Source organism: Corynebacterium pelargi (assembly GCF_014635485.1).
Taxonomy (GTDB): Bacteria; Actinomycetota; Actinomycetes; order Mycobacteriales; family Mycobacteriaceae; genus Corynebacterium; species Corynebacterium pelargi.
The window spans coordinates 211,050-226,924 of sequence record NZ_BMCX01000004.1 but is presented as its reverse complement, the minus strand read 5'-3'; the positions used below and the strand labels follow the sequence as shown (position 1 = coordinate 226,924).

The 15,875-nt window shown below is 58.4% G+C and carries 16 protein-coding genes and 2 pseudogenes; 8 read left to right on the top strand and 10 right to left on the bottom strand.

The genetic code is table 11. The features are described 5' to 3' along the window. The first annotated feature begins 77 nt into the window (after positions 1-77). The 3 genes from IEU99_RS11010 to IEU99_RS11000 all read left to right on the top strand — a co-directional run bounded on the left by IEU99_RS11010 (position 78) and on the right by IEU99_RS11000 (position 929). On the top strand, positions 78-290 hold the full coding sequence (locus tag IEU99_RS11010; protein ID WP_229718462.1) for a DNA polymerase: 213 nt from the start codon (positions 78-80) through the stop codon (positions 288-290). Between the two features lie 85 nt (positions 291-375). Then, positions 376-582: a hypothetical protein gene (locus tag IEU99_RS11005; protein ID WP_229718461.1), complete on the top strand. Its 207-nt coding sequence runs from the start codon at positions 376-378 to the stop codon at positions 580-582. Positions 583-737: 155 nt separating this feature from the next. Further along, complete coding sequence (locus IEU99_RS11000; RefSeq protein ID WP_229718460.1) at positions 738-929, top strand: hypothetical protein; 192 nt, start codon at positions 738-740, stop codon at positions 927-929. Here IEU99_RS11000 and IEU99_RS09410 read toward each other — a convergent pair. Together IEU99_RS09410 and IEU99_RS11125 are read right to left on the bottom strand one after the other, a co-directional pair. Continuing rightward, positions 926-1,843 (bottom strand): Abi family protein, encoded by a 918-nt coding sequence (locus tag IEU99_RS09410; RefSeq protein ID WP_128889246.1) that lies wholly within the window; start codon positions 1,841-1,843, stop codon positions 926-928. The two genes, IEU99_RS11000 and IEU99_RS09410, sit on opposite strands and share 4 nt — an antisense overlap. A 329-nt stretch (positions 1,844-2,172) precedes the next feature. Next, positions 2,173-2,304 (bottom strand): hypothetical protein, encoded by a 132-nt coding sequence (locus IEU99_RS11125; RefSeq protein WP_268234370.1) that lies wholly within the window; start codon positions 2,302-2,304, stop codon positions 2,173-2,175. Between IEU99_RS11125 and IEU99_RS11120 the strand changes: the two genes are divergently transcribed. Then, positions 2,254-2,394, top strand: a complete 141-nt coding sequence (locus IEU99_RS11120; protein WP_268234369.1) for a hypothetical protein — start codon at positions 2,254-2,256, stop codon at positions 2,392-2,394. The two genes, IEU99_RS11125 and IEU99_RS11120, sit on opposite strands and share 51 nt — an antisense overlap. Positions 2,395-2,408: 14 nt before the next feature. Here IEU99_RS11120 and IEU99_RS11115 read toward each other — a convergent pair whose 3' ends face one another. Continuing rightward, positions 2,409-2,555, bottom strand: a complete 147-nt coding sequence (locus IEU99_RS11115; protein ID WP_229718471.1) for a hypothetical protein — start codon at positions 2,553-2,555, stop codon at positions 2,409-2,411. 221 nt (positions 2,556-2,776) lie between these two features. On the opposite strand from IEU99_RS11115, the pseudogene IEU99_RS11110 reads away from it, so the two are divergent. Together IEU99_RS11110 and IEU99_RS09400 are read left to right on the top strand one after the other, a co-directional pair. Continuing rightward, positions 2,777-2,836: pseudogene (locus tag IEU99_RS11110) on the top strand (hypothetical protein); the annotation flags it as partial. Between the two features lie 31 nt (positions 2,837-2,867). Then, positions 2,868-3,239 carry a hypothetical protein gene (locus IEU99_RS09400; RefSeq protein WP_128889245.1) on the top strand — a complete coding sequence of 124 codons (372 nt, stop codon included), beginning with the start codon at positions 2,868-2,870 and terminating at the stop codon, positions 3,237-3,239. Here IEU99_RS09400 and IEU99_RS09395 read toward each other — a convergent pair. From IEU99_RS09395 to IEU99_RS09380, 4 genes and pseudogenes are all read right to left on the bottom strand, one after another. Further along, entirely contained in the window at positions 3,229-4,875 is a 1,647-nt protein-coding gene (locus tag IEU99_RS09395; RefSeq protein ID WP_128889244.1) for a zinc-ribbon domain-containing protein, read from the bottom strand. The genes IEU99_RS09400 and IEU99_RS09395 overlap by 11 nt on opposite strands. A 259-nt stretch (positions 4,876-5,134) precedes the next feature. Continuing rightward, a pseudogene (locus IEU99_RS09390) lies at positions 5,135-6,460 on the bottom strand (restriction endonuclease); the annotation flags it as partial. A gap of 101 nt (positions 6,461-6,561) precedes the next feature. Continuing rightward, on the bottom strand, positions 6,562-8,886 hold the full coding sequence (locus IEU99_RS09385) for an ATP-binding cassette domain-containing protein (RefSeq protein WP_128889243.1): 2,325 nt from the start codon (positions 8,884-8,886) through the stop codon (positions 6,562-6,564). Then, entirely contained in the window at positions 8,879-9,193 is a 315-nt protein-coding gene (locus tag IEU99_RS09380) for a hypothetical protein (RefSeq protein ID WP_128889242.1), read from the bottom strand. Before IEU99_RS09380 ends, IEU99_RS09385 begins: the two co-directional genes overlap by 8 nt. 719 nt (positions 9,194-9,912) lie before the next feature. Here IEU99_RS09380 and IEU99_RS09375 point away from each other — a divergent pair. Then, positions 9,913-11,472 carry a glutamate-cysteine ligase family protein gene (locus IEU99_RS09375; RefSeq protein ID WP_128889241.1) on the top strand — a complete coding sequence of 520 codons (1,560 nt, stop codon included), beginning with the start codon at positions 9,913-9,915 and terminating at the stop codon, positions 11,470-11,472. Positions 11,473-11,541: 69 nt separating this feature from the next. Here IEU99_RS09375 and IEU99_RS09370 read toward each other — a convergent pair whose 3' ends face one another. Continuing rightward, the gene (locus IEU99_RS09370; protein ID WP_128889240.1) at positions 11,542-13,104 is read right to left on the bottom strand and encodes an MFS transporter; all 1,563 of its coding nucleotides are present in this window, start codon (positions 13,102-13,104) and stop codon (positions 11,542-11,544) included. A 159-nt stretch (positions 13,105-13,263) separates the two neighbouring features. On the opposite strand from IEU99_RS09370, the gene IEU99_RS09365 reads away from it, so the two are divergent. Next, a complete protein-coding gene (locus IEU99_RS09365) occupies positions 13,264-13,803 on the top strand; it encodes a TetR/AcrR family transcriptional regulator (protein ID WP_128889239.1) in 540 nt (179 codons plus the stop codon). A 74-nt stretch (positions 13,804-13,877) separates the two neighbouring features. Here IEU99_RS09365 and IEU99_RS09360 read toward each other — a convergent pair whose 3' ends face one another. Together IEU99_RS09360 and IEU99_RS09355 are read right to left on the bottom strand one after the other, a co-directional pair. Next, positions 13,878-14,528: a potassium channel family protein gene (locus IEU99_RS09360; RefSeq protein ID WP_268234368.1), complete on the bottom strand. Its 651-nt coding sequence runs from the start codon at positions 14,526-14,528 to the stop codon at positions 13,878-13,880. Continuing rightward, positions 14,521-15,855: a TrkH family potassium uptake protein gene (locus tag IEU99_RS09355; protein ID WP_128889238.1), complete on the bottom strand. Its 1,335-nt coding sequence runs from the start codon at positions 15,853-15,855 to the stop codon at positions 14,521-14,523. The genes IEU99_RS09360 and IEU99_RS09355 overlap by 8 nt, the downstream gene beginning before the upstream one ends. Between the last annotated feature and the right edge of the window lie 20 nt (positions 15,856-15,875).

The window sequence follows — 15,875 nt, the reverse complement described above, 5'->3', positions numbered from 1 at the left end:
TCGATGCCCCCGAACCCTCACCCGACAAGGCAACCTTCGCCGCCCTTTAACTGCTTTACGACTCGGTGTTCGACACCTTGAGCCAGTTGATCCGTGCCGCGTTCATCCCCAGCGCCGGATGTCGATTCATCGTCGCCGACTACTCCGCGATTGAAGCCCGTGTCATCGCCTGGCTCGCCGGAGAAACATCCACCCTCCAAGCCTTCCGCGACGGCAAAGACCTCTACTGCGAGACCGCGTCGCGCATGTTCGGCGTCCGTCCCTGTCGAAAAACACGGCATCAACACTGAGCTGCGCCAGAAGCGGAAGATCGCCACACTGGCCTGCGGTTACAACGGCTCCGTCGGAGCGCTCAAGGCGATTGGTGCCCTACGGATGGGGCTGGCCGAGCACGAACTCAAACCCATCGTCGACGCCTGGCGGGCGGCGAACCCTAACATCGTGCAACTCTGGGCGAACGTCAAGCAGACCCCACTCGACACCATCACCACCCGCCAGGCTGTTCAGCCCCGCAACCTCGGCTTCACCGCCGAGTCCGGCATCCTGTTCATCACACCGACGTCAGACAGACGGCTGGCCTAAGTGAAGCCCAAGCTGGGCGAGAACCGGAGGGGCGGCACCCCATCATCTACAGCGGTGTCACGACCCGACGCAAATGGGGGCGGCTGGAAACCTACGGCGACACGCTCGTCGAGAACATCGTCCAAGCAGTCGCTCGTGACCTTCTTGTCCGCGCCATGACACCCGCCGCTCAGGCTGGGCACACGATTGTCATGCACGTCCAAGACGAAATCGTCATCGACGAACCCGAAAACTCCGACTTCACCGTCGCCGATGCCTGCCAGCTCATGATGACCCCACCCGACTGGGCAGCAGGACTCCCACTCGACGCCGACGGCTACGAATGCGACTACTACCGCAAGGATTAAACACGCCAAAGAGGCAACTCGCGCCAGTTGTCAGGTGCGCCTATGCGAGAAAACGGCACGATGGGGTTGTGCGGGTAAGTGTCGAACAGCGTCGGTAGCCGGTCGGCTGGAGACAAGTCCAGTTGGCGGTGCAAGTATTGGATAAGGGAGAGCTGCCCGAACACGCGATTCATTCCTTCAGCTACCGGAGCCAGCCTGACGTCATTGTTCAGTTTCGGTTTGATGTCGTAAACACGGTTGAACATCCTTGCATGATGAGCTGCGTAGTTGCGCAGAATATTCAAGGATTTCAGCCACGATTCGAACTGAGGACCAGTTAGGTCGCAGGGTTGGGCAATCCGTTTGCGCACGATATTGGGCGACATGCCGTACAGGTATGACAGCATTCCCCAATCCATGATTTCGACGGCCGCCCAGATGGGTAGAGTCCCGCCATATTTTGATTTGTGGTGGGCGACGAAGTCCTCCTTCGACGCTTTCAATGCCGACTGGTACTTTCTCAGCCACACCTCATGCACGCTACGCCCGTCTTTGTTCTGCTGCCGTGCCCGGGCGTTCAAACGTTGCGGATCCAAATAGATCAGCGGGTCAAGGCGGCCCAGTTCGTGACCGAGCTTGGTCCGAATAGCCAACTCCACGCGATCAAGCTCGAAGAACACGCTGTGGCGCAATTGTTCGTCAAACCCGTAGAGAGCTACCACCAAGTCAAACGATGCTCCGTCAACGAATTCATCTTGGGCGGTGCCGTCGTCTTGGGAGAAACGGCGCATCGGGTACCAGTATCCGGACAAGCGGTAGTAGTTCAATCGAGCCAGCAGCATCTCGGCATGCTTGGGATCATTCACTAGCATCCCGCGCTGACGAAGCAATTCGACCTGTTCACCGTAGGTCTTGAACTGCTTCACCTGCTCCACGCGCACCCCTGTTTGATACGAAAAACGAAGACCGGCCCTGGACTCCCACCGAGGCGGGCAGCGGAACCGGTCATGTTGACTACAATGCTACCTCGTTGATGACGCCGAAGCAATGGCACGGGGCACGGAGCCATCGGTACGTTCACACATTAGTGTGCCCTCTGACCCGTCCGGATTCGCCGGCCCTCGGGGGCGTATGAGCGAGAGTCTTCCTCACACCGTGTCCGGTTTCGGTGCCTGCCATGCCTGCCAGGTGAGAGCCTGGCGCATCCCGCGCCCGCGATTTGTCTACCCGGCTCTTAGAAAAGCAGCTGGTCATGGCTACAGCGCTACAAGCGTTCACCAATCACGAGTTCGGCACGATCCGAACCATCACCTCCGGCGGGCAGATCCTGTTCTGCGGCCGGGCCGTGGCGACCGCCCTCGGCTACGCCAACACGAATGATGCCCTGGCGCGTCACTGCAAGGGCCCGTTAATCAATACCCCCTTGAGGCGTCTGGTGACATCCAGCAGGTCAGGTTCATCAGCGAGGGCGACCTGTACCGGCTGATTGTCTCCTTCAAGCTACCCGCCGCCGAGCAGTTCGAGGCGTGGGTGCTCGACGACGTCCTCCCGTCCATCCGCCGCCACGGCATGTACGCCATCGACGAGCTGCTCAATGATGACGAGTTCCTTGAGCGGGCGATCGCCACCCTGCGCTGAGCGGACCAAGAGGCTCTCCGCTGAACAGGCAGTGTTGGAGGTGGCACCGCCGTCGCTGATCACCACCACCGAGATCGCCAAGGACTACGGGCTTCCTGCGAAGAAAACTCAACCAGATTCTGCGCGAGGAGCAGGTGCAGTTTCACCAGTCCGGCCGCTGGTTCTTCTAGACCTGCTTCGTTGAGCAGGCCTACACCCAGCCCAAGACGCACGAGTACGACAAGGGCAAGACCCGCACCCACATGTACTGGACGCAGAAGGGCTGGCTGTTCATCTATGACCTGTTGTAGAACACGCGTGGCCTGCTGCCGGTGATCGAGCTTGAAGCCGGAGGACTTCACCGACGTCGGCCAGGCGACGAACCTGGTTGGCGAGTACGCGGGCCGGATCTGCTATTCGCCGGCGACCGCATGGATGGCCTACGAGAACGGGATGCGGGAGGAGAACGAGCCCAAGTTTCAGCACGTCGTCAAAGAACTCACCACCAGCTCCTCGACCAGATCAGCGACCGAGAGAACCGGCAAGCCGCCTACCGCTACTACAAGGAACAAATCGCACCCCGACCCCTCAAGCATCGAATTCACCCCATACCTATGGCACACCCTCGTCGACCACGCCGAAGTCAGCGTCGACTCCACCATCGCGTTCACGTTCAGGGATGGAAGGTCGCAGGCGATCCCGCTCAAGAAGTGATCGTCTCAGCAATAACTGCGACATCGTGTACAGGGTCTTGAGCGCCGGGGCATACGGTGATCTCCCGATAGTTCGGGTCTGCGATGTTCAGCGAAGGGAGTGGTGCTTCACGGAGTCGAACAACAATGAACCCGTATGCCAGGAGATCTAAGCTCTTGACGCGATCAACGTCCGCCTTGGCCCGATGCCAGTACGAGCCGTCATATTCGATGGCGAGCTGTTTTCCGGATGGAAGATCCACGCAAATATCAACAGTCCAGGAAGAGTGAGCCTGGAACTTTGCAGAATGAATGCGGGAACCAGATTTCGCGTTTCCCCAGTGCGCAAGGGCTGCCGAATGGTACTCGGCCTCGATCTGTGATTTTCCTGTTTCGATGCACTCCGGGCATTGCGACCCATTGACTCGCGCTGCTGGCATAGCCCGCCACCTGTGAGCCGGATCGTTTTTGCACGCCCAAAGGGGCGGCTCAGCTAACTGAGCGGTGTTCGGACGGATTTCCCACGGCGAGAGCGGATTATCTGGCGACCATTCATCGGCAACCTCTGGGTAATGGTATGCCAGGGAATCAAGGATGGTATGGCACACAGGGCAGCGATACCGCTCATATTTATCACGTTCTCGGGGAGTGGCTTGGAACTCATGTCCGCAGACAGGGTCTCGCCACCAGACAACGCGACGAGACTCGGGAGAGACGTCTGCAAGGCGCAAATTGCCATTTTTGGTGGGATGCCACTGGCTGCCGATCTCTGGTGTCAACCTGCTCGCGGAGGGATTAGCTGCCGCAGCATCCGCATTAGCTTTCCCGGTCTTAATTGCCTTACAAGCAGAACAGCCCCCAAACAGATAGCTGAGAGGTTGGCGCGTGTTTCGGTGACCAGCAGGACACCGGAATCTATAACCCGATCCCCAGTGACTCTCGTCGACTCGAACACTCTCAGGAGGGAGGTCGTCGTCCCAAGCGGCCAGCAGCTCGGGTACATCAGCGATATTCTTACCTGCAAAAGAAGCTCTTTTCTCTTCCCAGGCAACCCGTCGAATCTCCTGACACTCAGGGCAGAAGAAATAGTCATTCGTGACATCTAGGATGCGAGCCCTGAACGAATGCCCTTCAGAGCAGGTCCACCATGCTTCTCGGCGCGCTTTTAAAGTAGCTGTGTCCCAGAGGGATTCCGGATTGCGGTCGTGATCCCACCATTCGACAGCTCTGTTGCTGGAGTTTTTGAGGAGGTTAGCGCCTCGGGCCTTCTTGGTTCCTGCAGTTGCGGACTTCGGGTTCCGTCGACAGGGACAACGCCAACCAATATCCCCATTGCGTTGCGCTTCGATCCTGCCGCAGAAATTGCAGCGCGTGGCGTGAGGATCATCCTCCAAGCTGGGATTCGTCAGTGGCCCCAGATATGTGTAGCCATGAGCCTCGGCGTTCTTCTTGACGGAAGATATCTCCACGGGCTGATCGAAACAGCCCGACATGGCGCGGGCTCCCTTCGCCCACGCACGCCAGTAACAAGCCCGGCAAACAAGTTCACCGGCTTGCAACCGGTCAAGAACATAATCGAAGCGGTAGTGCCCCTCAAAACCGCAACGCAAACACCGAGTCAGCAAGTAGGCAGATGCCTTGGTGAATTCTTCAAGCAAGGTAAGACCACCCTGAGAGTAAAACTGATGGAGGTGATCGAGACACCACGTCGGCCGCGTGCGAGTAGTAAACGCTCCGAGTTGGCCGCACCCTTCCACACAGCAAATCTTCACCCTAGTACCTCATTCTCCCTGGGCTGAACCAATGACTTCCCATTTGAACCACTCACGCAGCCAACTCGACTGTGCCGCCATTTTGTATCCAAGTCGGATTGAAAGCTTCCAGCACGTGCACGCCCTCATCCGTCAGCCCACGGGCGAAGTGCTTCTTTGAAAGTTCATCGGCACCGCGCAAGATGAAGTCCACTATATCCACCGGCGTGTACACAATGCCCAGGGCCTCTGCCTGCTTTTTAAAGGCCTTGCGGAAGAAGCGCTCGTAGAGCTCCTTCACCACCTGCTGCTTACCGGAAGCACTCGTGACCTCGCTGGCACGCACGCGAACGGACTGGTAGAACTTCTCCAAGCCTTCCATCTCCGACTCCAAGCGCTTATCCGCCAGCGCATCCACCATGCGCTACATCACGCGAGAGACCGGATTGTGCGCCGCGAAGTCGTATTCCGAGAACAGCGCATTAAACACCGGCGCGGTGATCAGGTGTTGCGAGAGCATACCGATCGCCTCATCGCCCGTGATGGAATCGTTGAGGTTAGCGCGTAGGCCTTCCACGAAGGAATCGAACTCTTTGAGCAGCGTGGCATCGGCGTTATCGAGCAGGCTGCGGATGCGGGTCGTTTGGGCTTCGGCAATATCAGCGCCGTTGGTAGAACCGGGAACTTCCAGGTCATAGGAGGCGATATCCTCAGCCTTCTTCGAGACCTTGGTATCGGAACACACCGCATAAAACTTCAGATCCAGGCGGGCCTGAGCAGTCCACTCCTTGAGCGTCAGCGAGAGCAAGGAGATCGACGGCACAAGGAAGAGCACACGGGCGCGATTACCGTTGAGCTCGGCGACCTGCTCGGCTAGGCGGAGAGCCGTGAACGTTTTGCCCGTGCCACGGGCCATGATGAGCTTGCCGCGGTCATGAGTGTTGAAGCCCTCAATGGTCTTGGCAATCGCGGTGGCCTGGTGCGGGCGGGGCTCGAAGGTCTGGCGCGGGGATAGATTGATCTCAATCTCCGAGCCGGGGAAGGTGAGGTCCCAGTGGATCGGTGCGTCTGCGATGGCGGCAGCACCAATGCGGTTGGTGGGGATGCCCTGGTTTTCCAGCATGACTTCAGCATTGGAAGACCATTTATCCGTGGTGGAGATGATGCGTTGCGCGAAAGATTCTGTGCCTTCTTCGGTGGTGAAGGTGCGCCCCGATGCTTCGAAGAAGAAGTCCAGGTGAGATTTCTGGATGGAAGTGGTGGGCTTATAAGACTTGCACTGGATCGCCACCCAGCGGCGATCCTCTTGGCGGCGAGCCACCAGATCGATGCCGGTATCTGCCTTGCCGTCGTTGTAGCGCCAATCTGTCCAGCGAGAAACCTGGTCGTACTCGCTGCACAAAACCGGATCGGTGCGGAAGTAGTTCACCATCATCTTTTCAAAAGCGAGGCCGTACTTGCCTTGGGGTTGGTTATCTCGCAGTTGGCTCAGTGCTTCAGAAAAAGATGACGTGGGGACATTATGGCAGGCGCGGTAGTTCGGTGGTGGGTAATGCGGGGGGGGGCATAGTGAGGCTGAACGGATTGGGCGGCCTAATGCCACACGACGTTCGCGACGTACGGCAGCGCACAGAGGAACACCAGAAAGACCGCTGCAAACAACCAATCCCGAACTTTGAGTTTTCTGGCGTGCCTAATCGTCCGTGTGCTGCTGGCCCCAAAACCCTTCGTATCTAAGGCATCTGCCAATTGTTCGCTATCGCGCAGGGAAGCACTAACCAGCATGGCCATCGTTTTCAAGGGGTGGAAGCCCGGGCGCCTGCGCCGCGTGGCCAGCCACCGTTGGTGTCTGGCAAAACGCAGATCACGCTTGATGCGGGCAGCAAACCTCGAGCCATAAATCGCAACATCCAGGAAGCGGTAAGGAATGGGCACCGCGGCCAGTAATGAGTCCACAAGTTGTTTCGCATTGACCATACTGGCGAAAGCCACATAAGCCAGAACAAGGGTTGAGATTTGGGCAGCCGGGAGAAACGCCTTAGTGGCTCTCTCTGCGCTGAACCACGGCGCAGAACCCGCCGTATCCACCCAGGGTAAAAATCCCAGCCATGTCAGCGCACCAATCCCGCACACTACCCCCAACCCCAGGAATAGCTTAGGAAGACTCTTCGTCGATACGGCAAAGATCACCGCCATCAGCAGCAGCACCGTAGCCAGGAGTGATAGCTCATGCAGGTTCGTCCTCCTCACCGCCGCTATCCATACCGCTGCCACACAGGCTAGCGCTGTGGCTGGATGCAAAAAGCCAAGCTTTCCAGCAGATTCCTGACGCGCGCTGCGCAGCACATTCCTCTCTGAAGAAGGTGCAGGGGCACCGGTGTGGTCTGCTTCATGCTCGCACGGTTCCGCAGGCGGTCGCGTGAGCTTAATCGTCTGCGTGGGTTGCAGAGCCCGCAGAAGCTGTTCATCATGGGTCACCACCAGGCACGCCATGTTTGCCCGGCGGCTTCGAAGTGATCGGATAATTCTTTCAACACCTTGGGCATCTTGCGCACTGGTTGGTTCATCGATCAGCAGAAGCTCCGGCTGCGACACCAGGGCTCGTGCCAGATTGAGGCGTTGCCGAAATCCACCGGATAGGTGCATGGGGTGTTTGTCCAGCACATCAGAAAGCCCGAGGTCCGTGAGAGTCTGCGTGATGTGAGTTCGATTCGCCTCATCGAGCTGGTCAAGACGCATGGACGAGCCGCGGGTTGCTGCGCTGACGAGCTCGGCTTCAACACTGCCGTGCTCATACAAGTTCTCGCCCCGCTGCATCACCCACTGCATGCCACTATTGATCCGTTCAGGCAGGGGTGGTTCAATCCTCCCCGAACCTTGAAGGAGGCCCGCTATGCAAGACAGGAGTGTGCTTTTGCCACTGCCATTCGGCCCAGTGATGGCCACCAGATCTCCCGGCTCAACCCGCACGTTTACGGGCAAAAGCGTCTGTTGTCCGGAATCTAGGCGGTACGAAACATCCGTCAATGTCACAGCACCAGACTGTGTCTCCGAGCCACTCTCTAGCCGTGCAGCGCTGGCGGTGGAGCTGGCACTGACAACGGCAGGCGGTGCTTCGCGGCCAGGTCCATCCTCCGTGCGCACGCCGTGCCGGCGAAGAATCCTCGGCGTGGTCAAACCTTCCTCAAAGTCACCGTCGAAGGCGATGCGACCCATCTGATCGAGCACTATCATGCGCTGCGCCAGCCCCCGGTGGAACTCTGGACGATGATCGATAGCGAGCACGGTCACGGCTGTCCGCGAGCACACGCGCTTCACAGCGTCGTGGAATTGCTGCCGCGCACCAGCATCCAAAGCTGCCGCGGCTTCATCGAGAATGATGACAGGAGCCCCCTGCGCGATAGCGGCGGCCAAAGCCAAGCGCTGCTGCTCGCCCCCGGAAAGAACCAGTGGGTCAGTAACTTCAGAAAGGTGTGATAGTCCCACCCAGGAGAGGATTTCTCTGCAGTAAGCGTCAGTCTCATTGGCCGAGAGGGACTGGTAATCCCTAGGAAGCGCTGGCTCCATCAGCAACTCATCTGCACACATTTGCGCATCCGGATGCTGCCAGACACAAGAGACTTTGCGAGCCCACTGACCGGGAAGCATAGAGTTGAGATTCACTCCGTTGACAAGGATGTCCCCTTCTTGCCAGCCATGCGCACTGGAGGTCAACAACCCCGTCAGCGCGTAGGCCAACGACGTTTTTCCGCTGCCCGAGCATCCCGCCACAACCGTGTAGGACCCCGGCGGCAGAGAAAACGACAGTGATGAGAGAACCGGGATATCTGGTTCATAGCCCAGTGATAGACCAGATACTTCGAGGCCCTGCCCGTTCATCGATTGTCCGCTCATCGATTGAAGGATGTCACTACACACGGGCAGGCAAGCCTTGGGGATTCACTCCAGAACGGTAAATCACACGCGCCACCAGGAATGTGAGGAAGCCATAGACCCCACCGATGAGGATTTTCACGATTACTCCCAATAGGATCAGATTCCACGGCAGAGCGTCTCGAGCTGCGCTTACCATGAAAATGCCCATGCCCTGTGACAGGCCTCCGACGAAGCCGGCGCATACAGCCCAGATGAGTGCCGAGCGCCCAAACAAGGGACCAGTACCATCCAGCAACCCCTTGCCGACGAAGGCGACGAGTTCAATGAGAAGCGCCGCTAGCAGAGCCATCACCCCTCCGAACCCGATAATTGCCGCCACGATGCCCGTCAATGTAGCAACACCGGGCCGCCTGATGAGCAAAACCGCTGCGATAACTCCCCAGAAGTATGGTAACGGAGCTACGTAAGCCAGCCAGGGAACGCTGCCTGCTAGAACCCCGTTCAGCATGACCGAAATCCACACGAAAACCGCTGATGCGCCTCCCAGTACAACGCAGGCCATCAGCGACCGTGTAGTTAACTTCCGACTCTTGATCATGGGATACCCCTCAATTCTTATTTCTCCGAATAAATCAGGTTTACCGTACCATGATTAAATTAGGTTTGCCTTACCATAATTCAGTTTCGGCAAGCAACGGGACCCCCAGCACATCCAGCGCCGTCTGCACCGCCCAGACGCTGAGGCTCGTGCTGCCCTTCTCAATATCCCGGAGGGTGCGGTCGAAAGTTCCGATTCATTCGGCAAGTTGTTTTTGAGTCAGCATGTACTTCTTCCTCACGTCCCGAATGGCGGCGCCAAGTTCTACTGAAGATGCGAAACCTGCGGGCGATGCTGCGTCCTCACCTCCGCCCGGGAGTTCATCACGTTTTCTCAGGCTTTCAGCCAACACAGCCGAGCAATAGCTCCCAACCCCACCCCTCCCCTCAACCCCACAAAAAAATCCGAAACGCGGGAGCGTCGAAAAGCTAGCAAGAAATCATGCCAAAATGTGCATATACTGTGTTCCCATGGGAGATGCAGTCAGCACCGAGTCTTATACGCCCCGCCAACGCACGCGCTACCGCCAGCGTTTGATGGATGATCTGGAGGTGTTTGATAGGCATCTGCAAGAGGCTGAATTCATCAACCACGGCACCATCGGCCTGGAGCTCGAACTCAACCTCGTGGACGAGGATATGCAGCCTAAGCTGTGCAATGCCGATGTGCTTGATGCGCTGCCCGAAGAGCACGCCGATGAATACCAGTCCGAGATCGGCGCCTACAACGTAGAGCTCAATCACCCGCCGCTGTCCATTGCCGGCGATGGCCTGCGCGAACTCCACGATGGCCTCGCGCAGCGCCTCGACGTGGTGCGCGATGCGGCACACAAGGCCGGCGCTAAGGTGGCCATGATCGGCACCCTGCCCAGTATCACCACCGATTTCCTGCACAGCCCGGATTGGATGACGCCCGAGAATCGCTACAAGGCGCTTTCCAATTCCGTGTTGGAATCGCGCGGCGAGCTGGTGCGCATCGATGTGGAGCGCCAGGAGCGCTATCACGAGGACTTTGAAGATGTTGCGCCCGAATCCACCTGCACCTCTATCCAGCTTCACCTGCAGGTAGCTCCCGACCGCTTCGCCGCGGCGTGGAATGCCTCGCAGGCCATCGCCGGTGTGCAGACGGCCTTGAGTGCCAACTCTCCCCTGTTCGCAGGCCATAAGCTTTGGCACGAGTCACGCATTCCCGTATTCGAGCAATCCATCGATACCCGCACGCCCGAACTGATCACCCAGGGTGTGCGCCCGCGCGTGTGGTTTGGCGAGCGCTGGATTACCAGCGCCTTCGACCTCTTCGAGGAAAACGTTCGCTACTTCTCCCCACTCCTGCCCGAAGACCGCGTGGAGGCCGGCACCCCGATCATCACCGATGGCAAGCCCGGCCTGCACTACTTGAACCTGCAAAACGGCACCATCTGGCGTTGGAATCGCCCGATTTACGATCCAAACACCGAGCTTTCTCACATTCGCGTGGAAAACCGCCTGCTGCCTGCAGGCCCGAGCGTGGCAGATATCGTCGCCGACGCCGCCTTCTACTACGGCATGGTGAAGTTCCTGGTTGGCCAAACCCGCCCCGTGTGGTCGCGCCTTTCTTACCAGGACGCCACCAGCAACTTCTTCGCCGGCGCCCGCGATGGCCTCTACGCCCACCTTGAGTGGCCTACCCTTGGTCGCATTCCCGTATCCGAGCTCGTCACCGAGCACCTTCTGGATTATGCCGAGCAGGGCTTGAAGCAGCTTGAGGTGGATCCAAAGCTTATCGACGAAAACCTGAGCATCATCGAAGGGCGTGCCATAACCCACCAAAACGGCGCAACTTGGCAGCTCATGGCACTTGAAAACGCCACCGCCGCTGTCTTGTCTCACAACCGCGAGAGCCAAGATGGGCAGCCGGCCTCCGCCAGCGATCTGCTCGATGGTCCCGATACGCCGCTTCGCCGGGAGGCCATCGCCCGCATGCTCAAGGCCTACATCGCCCAGCAGCAAACCGGCAAGCCCGTGCATACCTGGTCTACCGAGGTGAACTAGGCCCGCAAAACCACAAAAGGGGCGCCTGGCATTGTTGCCAGTGCCCCCCCTTGTGGGTTGTTGATTGTTTTAGCTCGCAGGCTCAAGTGCTGGCTGTGGATCTTCTGCGATGTCTTCTTGGGCAGATACTCCGCGCAGCATCACGGTGGCAAAAACAGCCAACCCAACCATGATGCCCATGGCTACCCCGCCGGTGGCGGCAAGGGCATGAGTAAAGGCATCAGTTGCCGCTGCCGCTAACTGAGCGCCGAGCTCTCCTGGCAATTCTTGGGCAAAGACTAAGGCTGTGGCCAGTGTTTCTTCTGCCCCTTCTACTACCTGCACAGGAAGGCCAACCGGCAGTGCGCCTTCCACGCCGCTGCGGTAGAAGCTCAGCAGCAGCGAGCCCAAGATGGCAATGCCGAAGGAGGTGCCGAGCTCATAGCCGGAGTTGCTAATAGCCGATGCTTGGCCCGATTCCTCGGGGCGCACCGAGCTCATGATCAGATCGTTGGTGAGCGTGAGCCCGATGCCTGAACCCAGACCCACCAGGCACAGTGCCACAGACACGAACCAGGGATGCGTGGTGGGCGTTAACGCCATGAGCATGGCAAAGCCACCAGCGGTAATGAGCATGCCGCTTGCCACGATCGCAGCGGTGGGCACCTTCTTTACCAGCGCCGAGGCGATAAAGCCTGCGATGGCAGATACGAATGCTTGGGGTAGTAGCCATAGTGCGGCCTTGATAATGCTCAGCCCGGCGACCAACTGCAGGTATTGGGTGAGAGCAAAAAGTGCACCCACCATGGCAAATACAGACAGCAGGTTGGTAAGTACTGCGCCGCTAAACGCCTTGTTTTTAAACAGCCGCACATTAATCATCGGCTCGGCCAGGCGAAGTTGGCGCGCCACGAACACGCCCAGCAGGAGTGCGCCTGCTGCCACGGTGAGCAGCGCTACTGCGGTGTCTTCATCATTAGCCAGCGTTTTTACGCCATAGACCAAAGAGATCATGCCGCCGAGCGACAAGATAATGCTCAACACATCCACGCGCCCTGGGGTGGGGTTTTTGCTTTCTGGCACCAAGGTGGGCGCGAGGATGAGCAGCAGGATCATGACGGGCAGGTTCATAAAGAAGGCAGCGTGCCAACTGAAGTACTCGATAATCCAGCCACCCACGATGGGTCCTGCGGCAGCTCCCAGTGCGCCCATGGCGGCCCATACGGCCATGGCGATGCGGCGTTGATCGCGGTCGAGGAACATGTTGCGGATCAGCGATAGGGTGCCCGGCATCATCATCGATCCGGCCACACCCAACAGTGCTCGGGCAAAGATCAGTGTTTCGGGATTAGGCGAGAGCCCGCCGATGATGGATGCGATGGAAAACAGCCCCGCGCCGATGAGCAAGACTCGCTTGCGCCCGAAGCGATCTCCGAGGGATGCCATGGTGATAAGCAACCCGGCCAGCATGAGCGAGTAGATATCCAGGATCCAGAGTTGCTGCGTGCCTGTGGGTTGGAGGTCTTGGGTGATCTCTGGCAGTGCGAAGACTAAGACCATGCCGTCGATGGCAATAAGGAGCATGGGAAGCACGAGTACTGCAAGCCCGATCCATGATTTCTTGTTGGCTTTGGGTGTTGTTGCCTGCGCCATGATGCGCCCTTCCTTTCTTAGGTTGTGGTGCGTTGTGTTTTTTAAGCCCTTGGTGTGCGAGACGGCGTCTTCTGCGCAGCCTGGCCGGCAGGTTCGCCGTTTACTTCACCAACTGGTGTAGTACACCAAATGGTATAGTTACTTTTGATCGGAGGCAACATGGCAAGAAAAAACGCACGTAATGGCCTAATTCAGGCAGCACTGGAAGTAGTAGAAGAAGGCGGAATGGGAGCACTCAGCCTCGATACCGTCGCCCAAAGAGCAGGGGTGACCAAACGTGGCCTGCTTTACCACTTCCCCACCAAGCACGCACTGATTACCGGCGTGCACCAACAATTGGCAGCACACTTCGAGCAGGCTCTCAAAGAAGCCACCGGAACTGCCCTGGAAGAAGCAACGCTGCGCGAACGCACCCAGGGCTATGTAGAAGCAGCGCTTAGCGCACCAAGCGTGGGCGAAAAACGCTTTCTTATCGAGGCATCCCAAGAACCCGAGTGGCTTGAGCCCTGGATGCAGGTGTATCTGCGATGGTTCCCCGAGGATCAAACCCCCATTGGCGAGCTCAGCAAAGAAGAACTCCTCTGCCTGGTGGCACGCATGAGCGCCGATGGCGCCTGGGGGTATCTCTACGCCACCGGTTCCGCCTTAGATGATGCCAACCGCAAGCGTTTAAGCAGCACCATCTTGCAAAACCTCTAAAACACACAAAAAGCCCAGGAGGTTGATCAACCTCCTGGGCAACACCTCATCTCAAAGGCGTGAGTGCGATCGTTTTAGTCCGTCGTGCCGAAGCGCTCCAGCTCATCCGGGTGCCCGGCAGCGAGCACCAAGTCGCCGGCCTTCAATACGATGTCGCCATCGGAAGGCCCAAAGCGGCCACCGGCGCGGCGCACGGCGATGATCTGCACGCCCTTGATATCCGATACCTTCTTGCCCAGATAGGACACGGGCGGCGCCACTTTTTCAATGGCGTAGTCGCGATCGAACTCCGCATATTCCTGCACGCGGCCATTCATCAGGTGCGCAATACGTCGTCCAGTGTCTTGCTCGGGGCGAATCACGTGGTGCACACCAATTTGGCGCAAGATCTTGGCGTGGGCATTATTCACGGCCTTGGCCCAAATGCTTGGCACCTTCAGGTCCACCACCGTGGAGGCAGTGAGCAGCGAAGCACCCATGTCGGTACCGATGCCAACCACGACGCGGGAGGCCTCATCTACAGAGAGCTGGCGCAGGGCCTCCACATTGGTGGTATCAGCGGTAGCGGCGAAGGTGAGCACCTGGGATGCCTTGTCTACCACCGTCTCATTGCTATCGATGCCGAGGACTTCCACGCCGGTATTGACCAGCTCTTCGCCTAAGGCCATGCCGAAACGGCCGAGGCCAAGGATAACGACGGGAGCGTGATTATGATGCTTAGCCAATGAGAGGCCTTTCGTCAGGATAACAGTACAAACGTTTACTATCGCGGCTTGCAAGAGCGGATACCAAGGACACCGGACCGATACGGCCGGCGAACATCAGCACCACGATGATCAATTGCGCAACCTTGGGCAAATCGCCTGTAATGCCGGTGGAAAGACCCACCGTGCCAAAGGCACTCACCACTTCAAATGTTACGCGCTGGGGGTCGAATTGTGGGGCAACCAGCATGATCAGCATGATGGCGCTCACCACCAGCAGGCCAGCCATCACGGTCACGGCGATGGCCTGTCGCACCGAGCGGTTGGGGATGCGGCGCTTGTGCACCAAGACGTGCTCGTCACCGCGAACCTCTGCCACCATCACCGCGAGGATCACTGCCATGGTGGTGATCTTCATGCCACCTGCGGTACCACCGGTACCACCGCCGATGAACATCAAGATATCGGTGAGCAACAAGGAGTTGGGGTGCATCGCGCCGACGTCCACGGAGTTAAACCCTGCGGTACGAGAGCTCACGGAGTGGAAGAAGGCGGAAAGAATCTTCGTGGGAGTGTCGAGGTGGCTGAACACACCGTTCCACTCGATGATGGCGGTGCCGATAAAACCCACAGTAAGCAGGGTGACGGTGCCGACCATGACGAAGATGCCGGAGATGGAAAAGCGCGGAGGTGCTTGTCGACGCCTCCGTGCCCGCCAGCGACGATAGAACTCAAGCAGCAGCGGGAAGCCCAAACCACCGATGATGATGGCAAAGGCGATGGGCAAAATGATGATCCAGTCGCCTACGAACTGCACCAGGTTATCGCTTTTCAGCGAGAAGCCGGCGTTATTAAAGGCAGAAATGGAGTGGAAGGTGCCTTCCCACAGGCTTGCTGGCCAGTCGTAGCCATAGGAGTGAAAACGCAGGGTGAGGATAATACCCAGCACTGTTTCCACGACGAAGGTAAAAGAGACGGTGGCAAGCAGCAGCCCTTTGACCTCGCCCAACTGGCGGCCGCGTCCTTCTGCAGCCGCGTGCAGGCGGCTGCGCACGCCGATCCTTCCGGCAAGCACCCAGCTTACGAAGGTGGTAAGCGTCATGATGCCCAAACCGCCGAGCTGGATCAGGATTAGGATGACGAGCTGACCAAAATGCGTCCAATACGTGGCCGTGTCCACCACAATCAGGCCGGTAAGGCACACGGCTGAGGTGGCGGTAAACAGCGCGGTAACAAAATCCGCACCGCCATCGCCGGTTCGGGACACCGGCAGCAGCAGCAAGAGGCAGCCAACGATAATGAGGCTGCCAAAGCTACTGGCCACTAGTCGGGCTGGGGTCTTATGCACGAGCCGTTAGCTTACTCCCG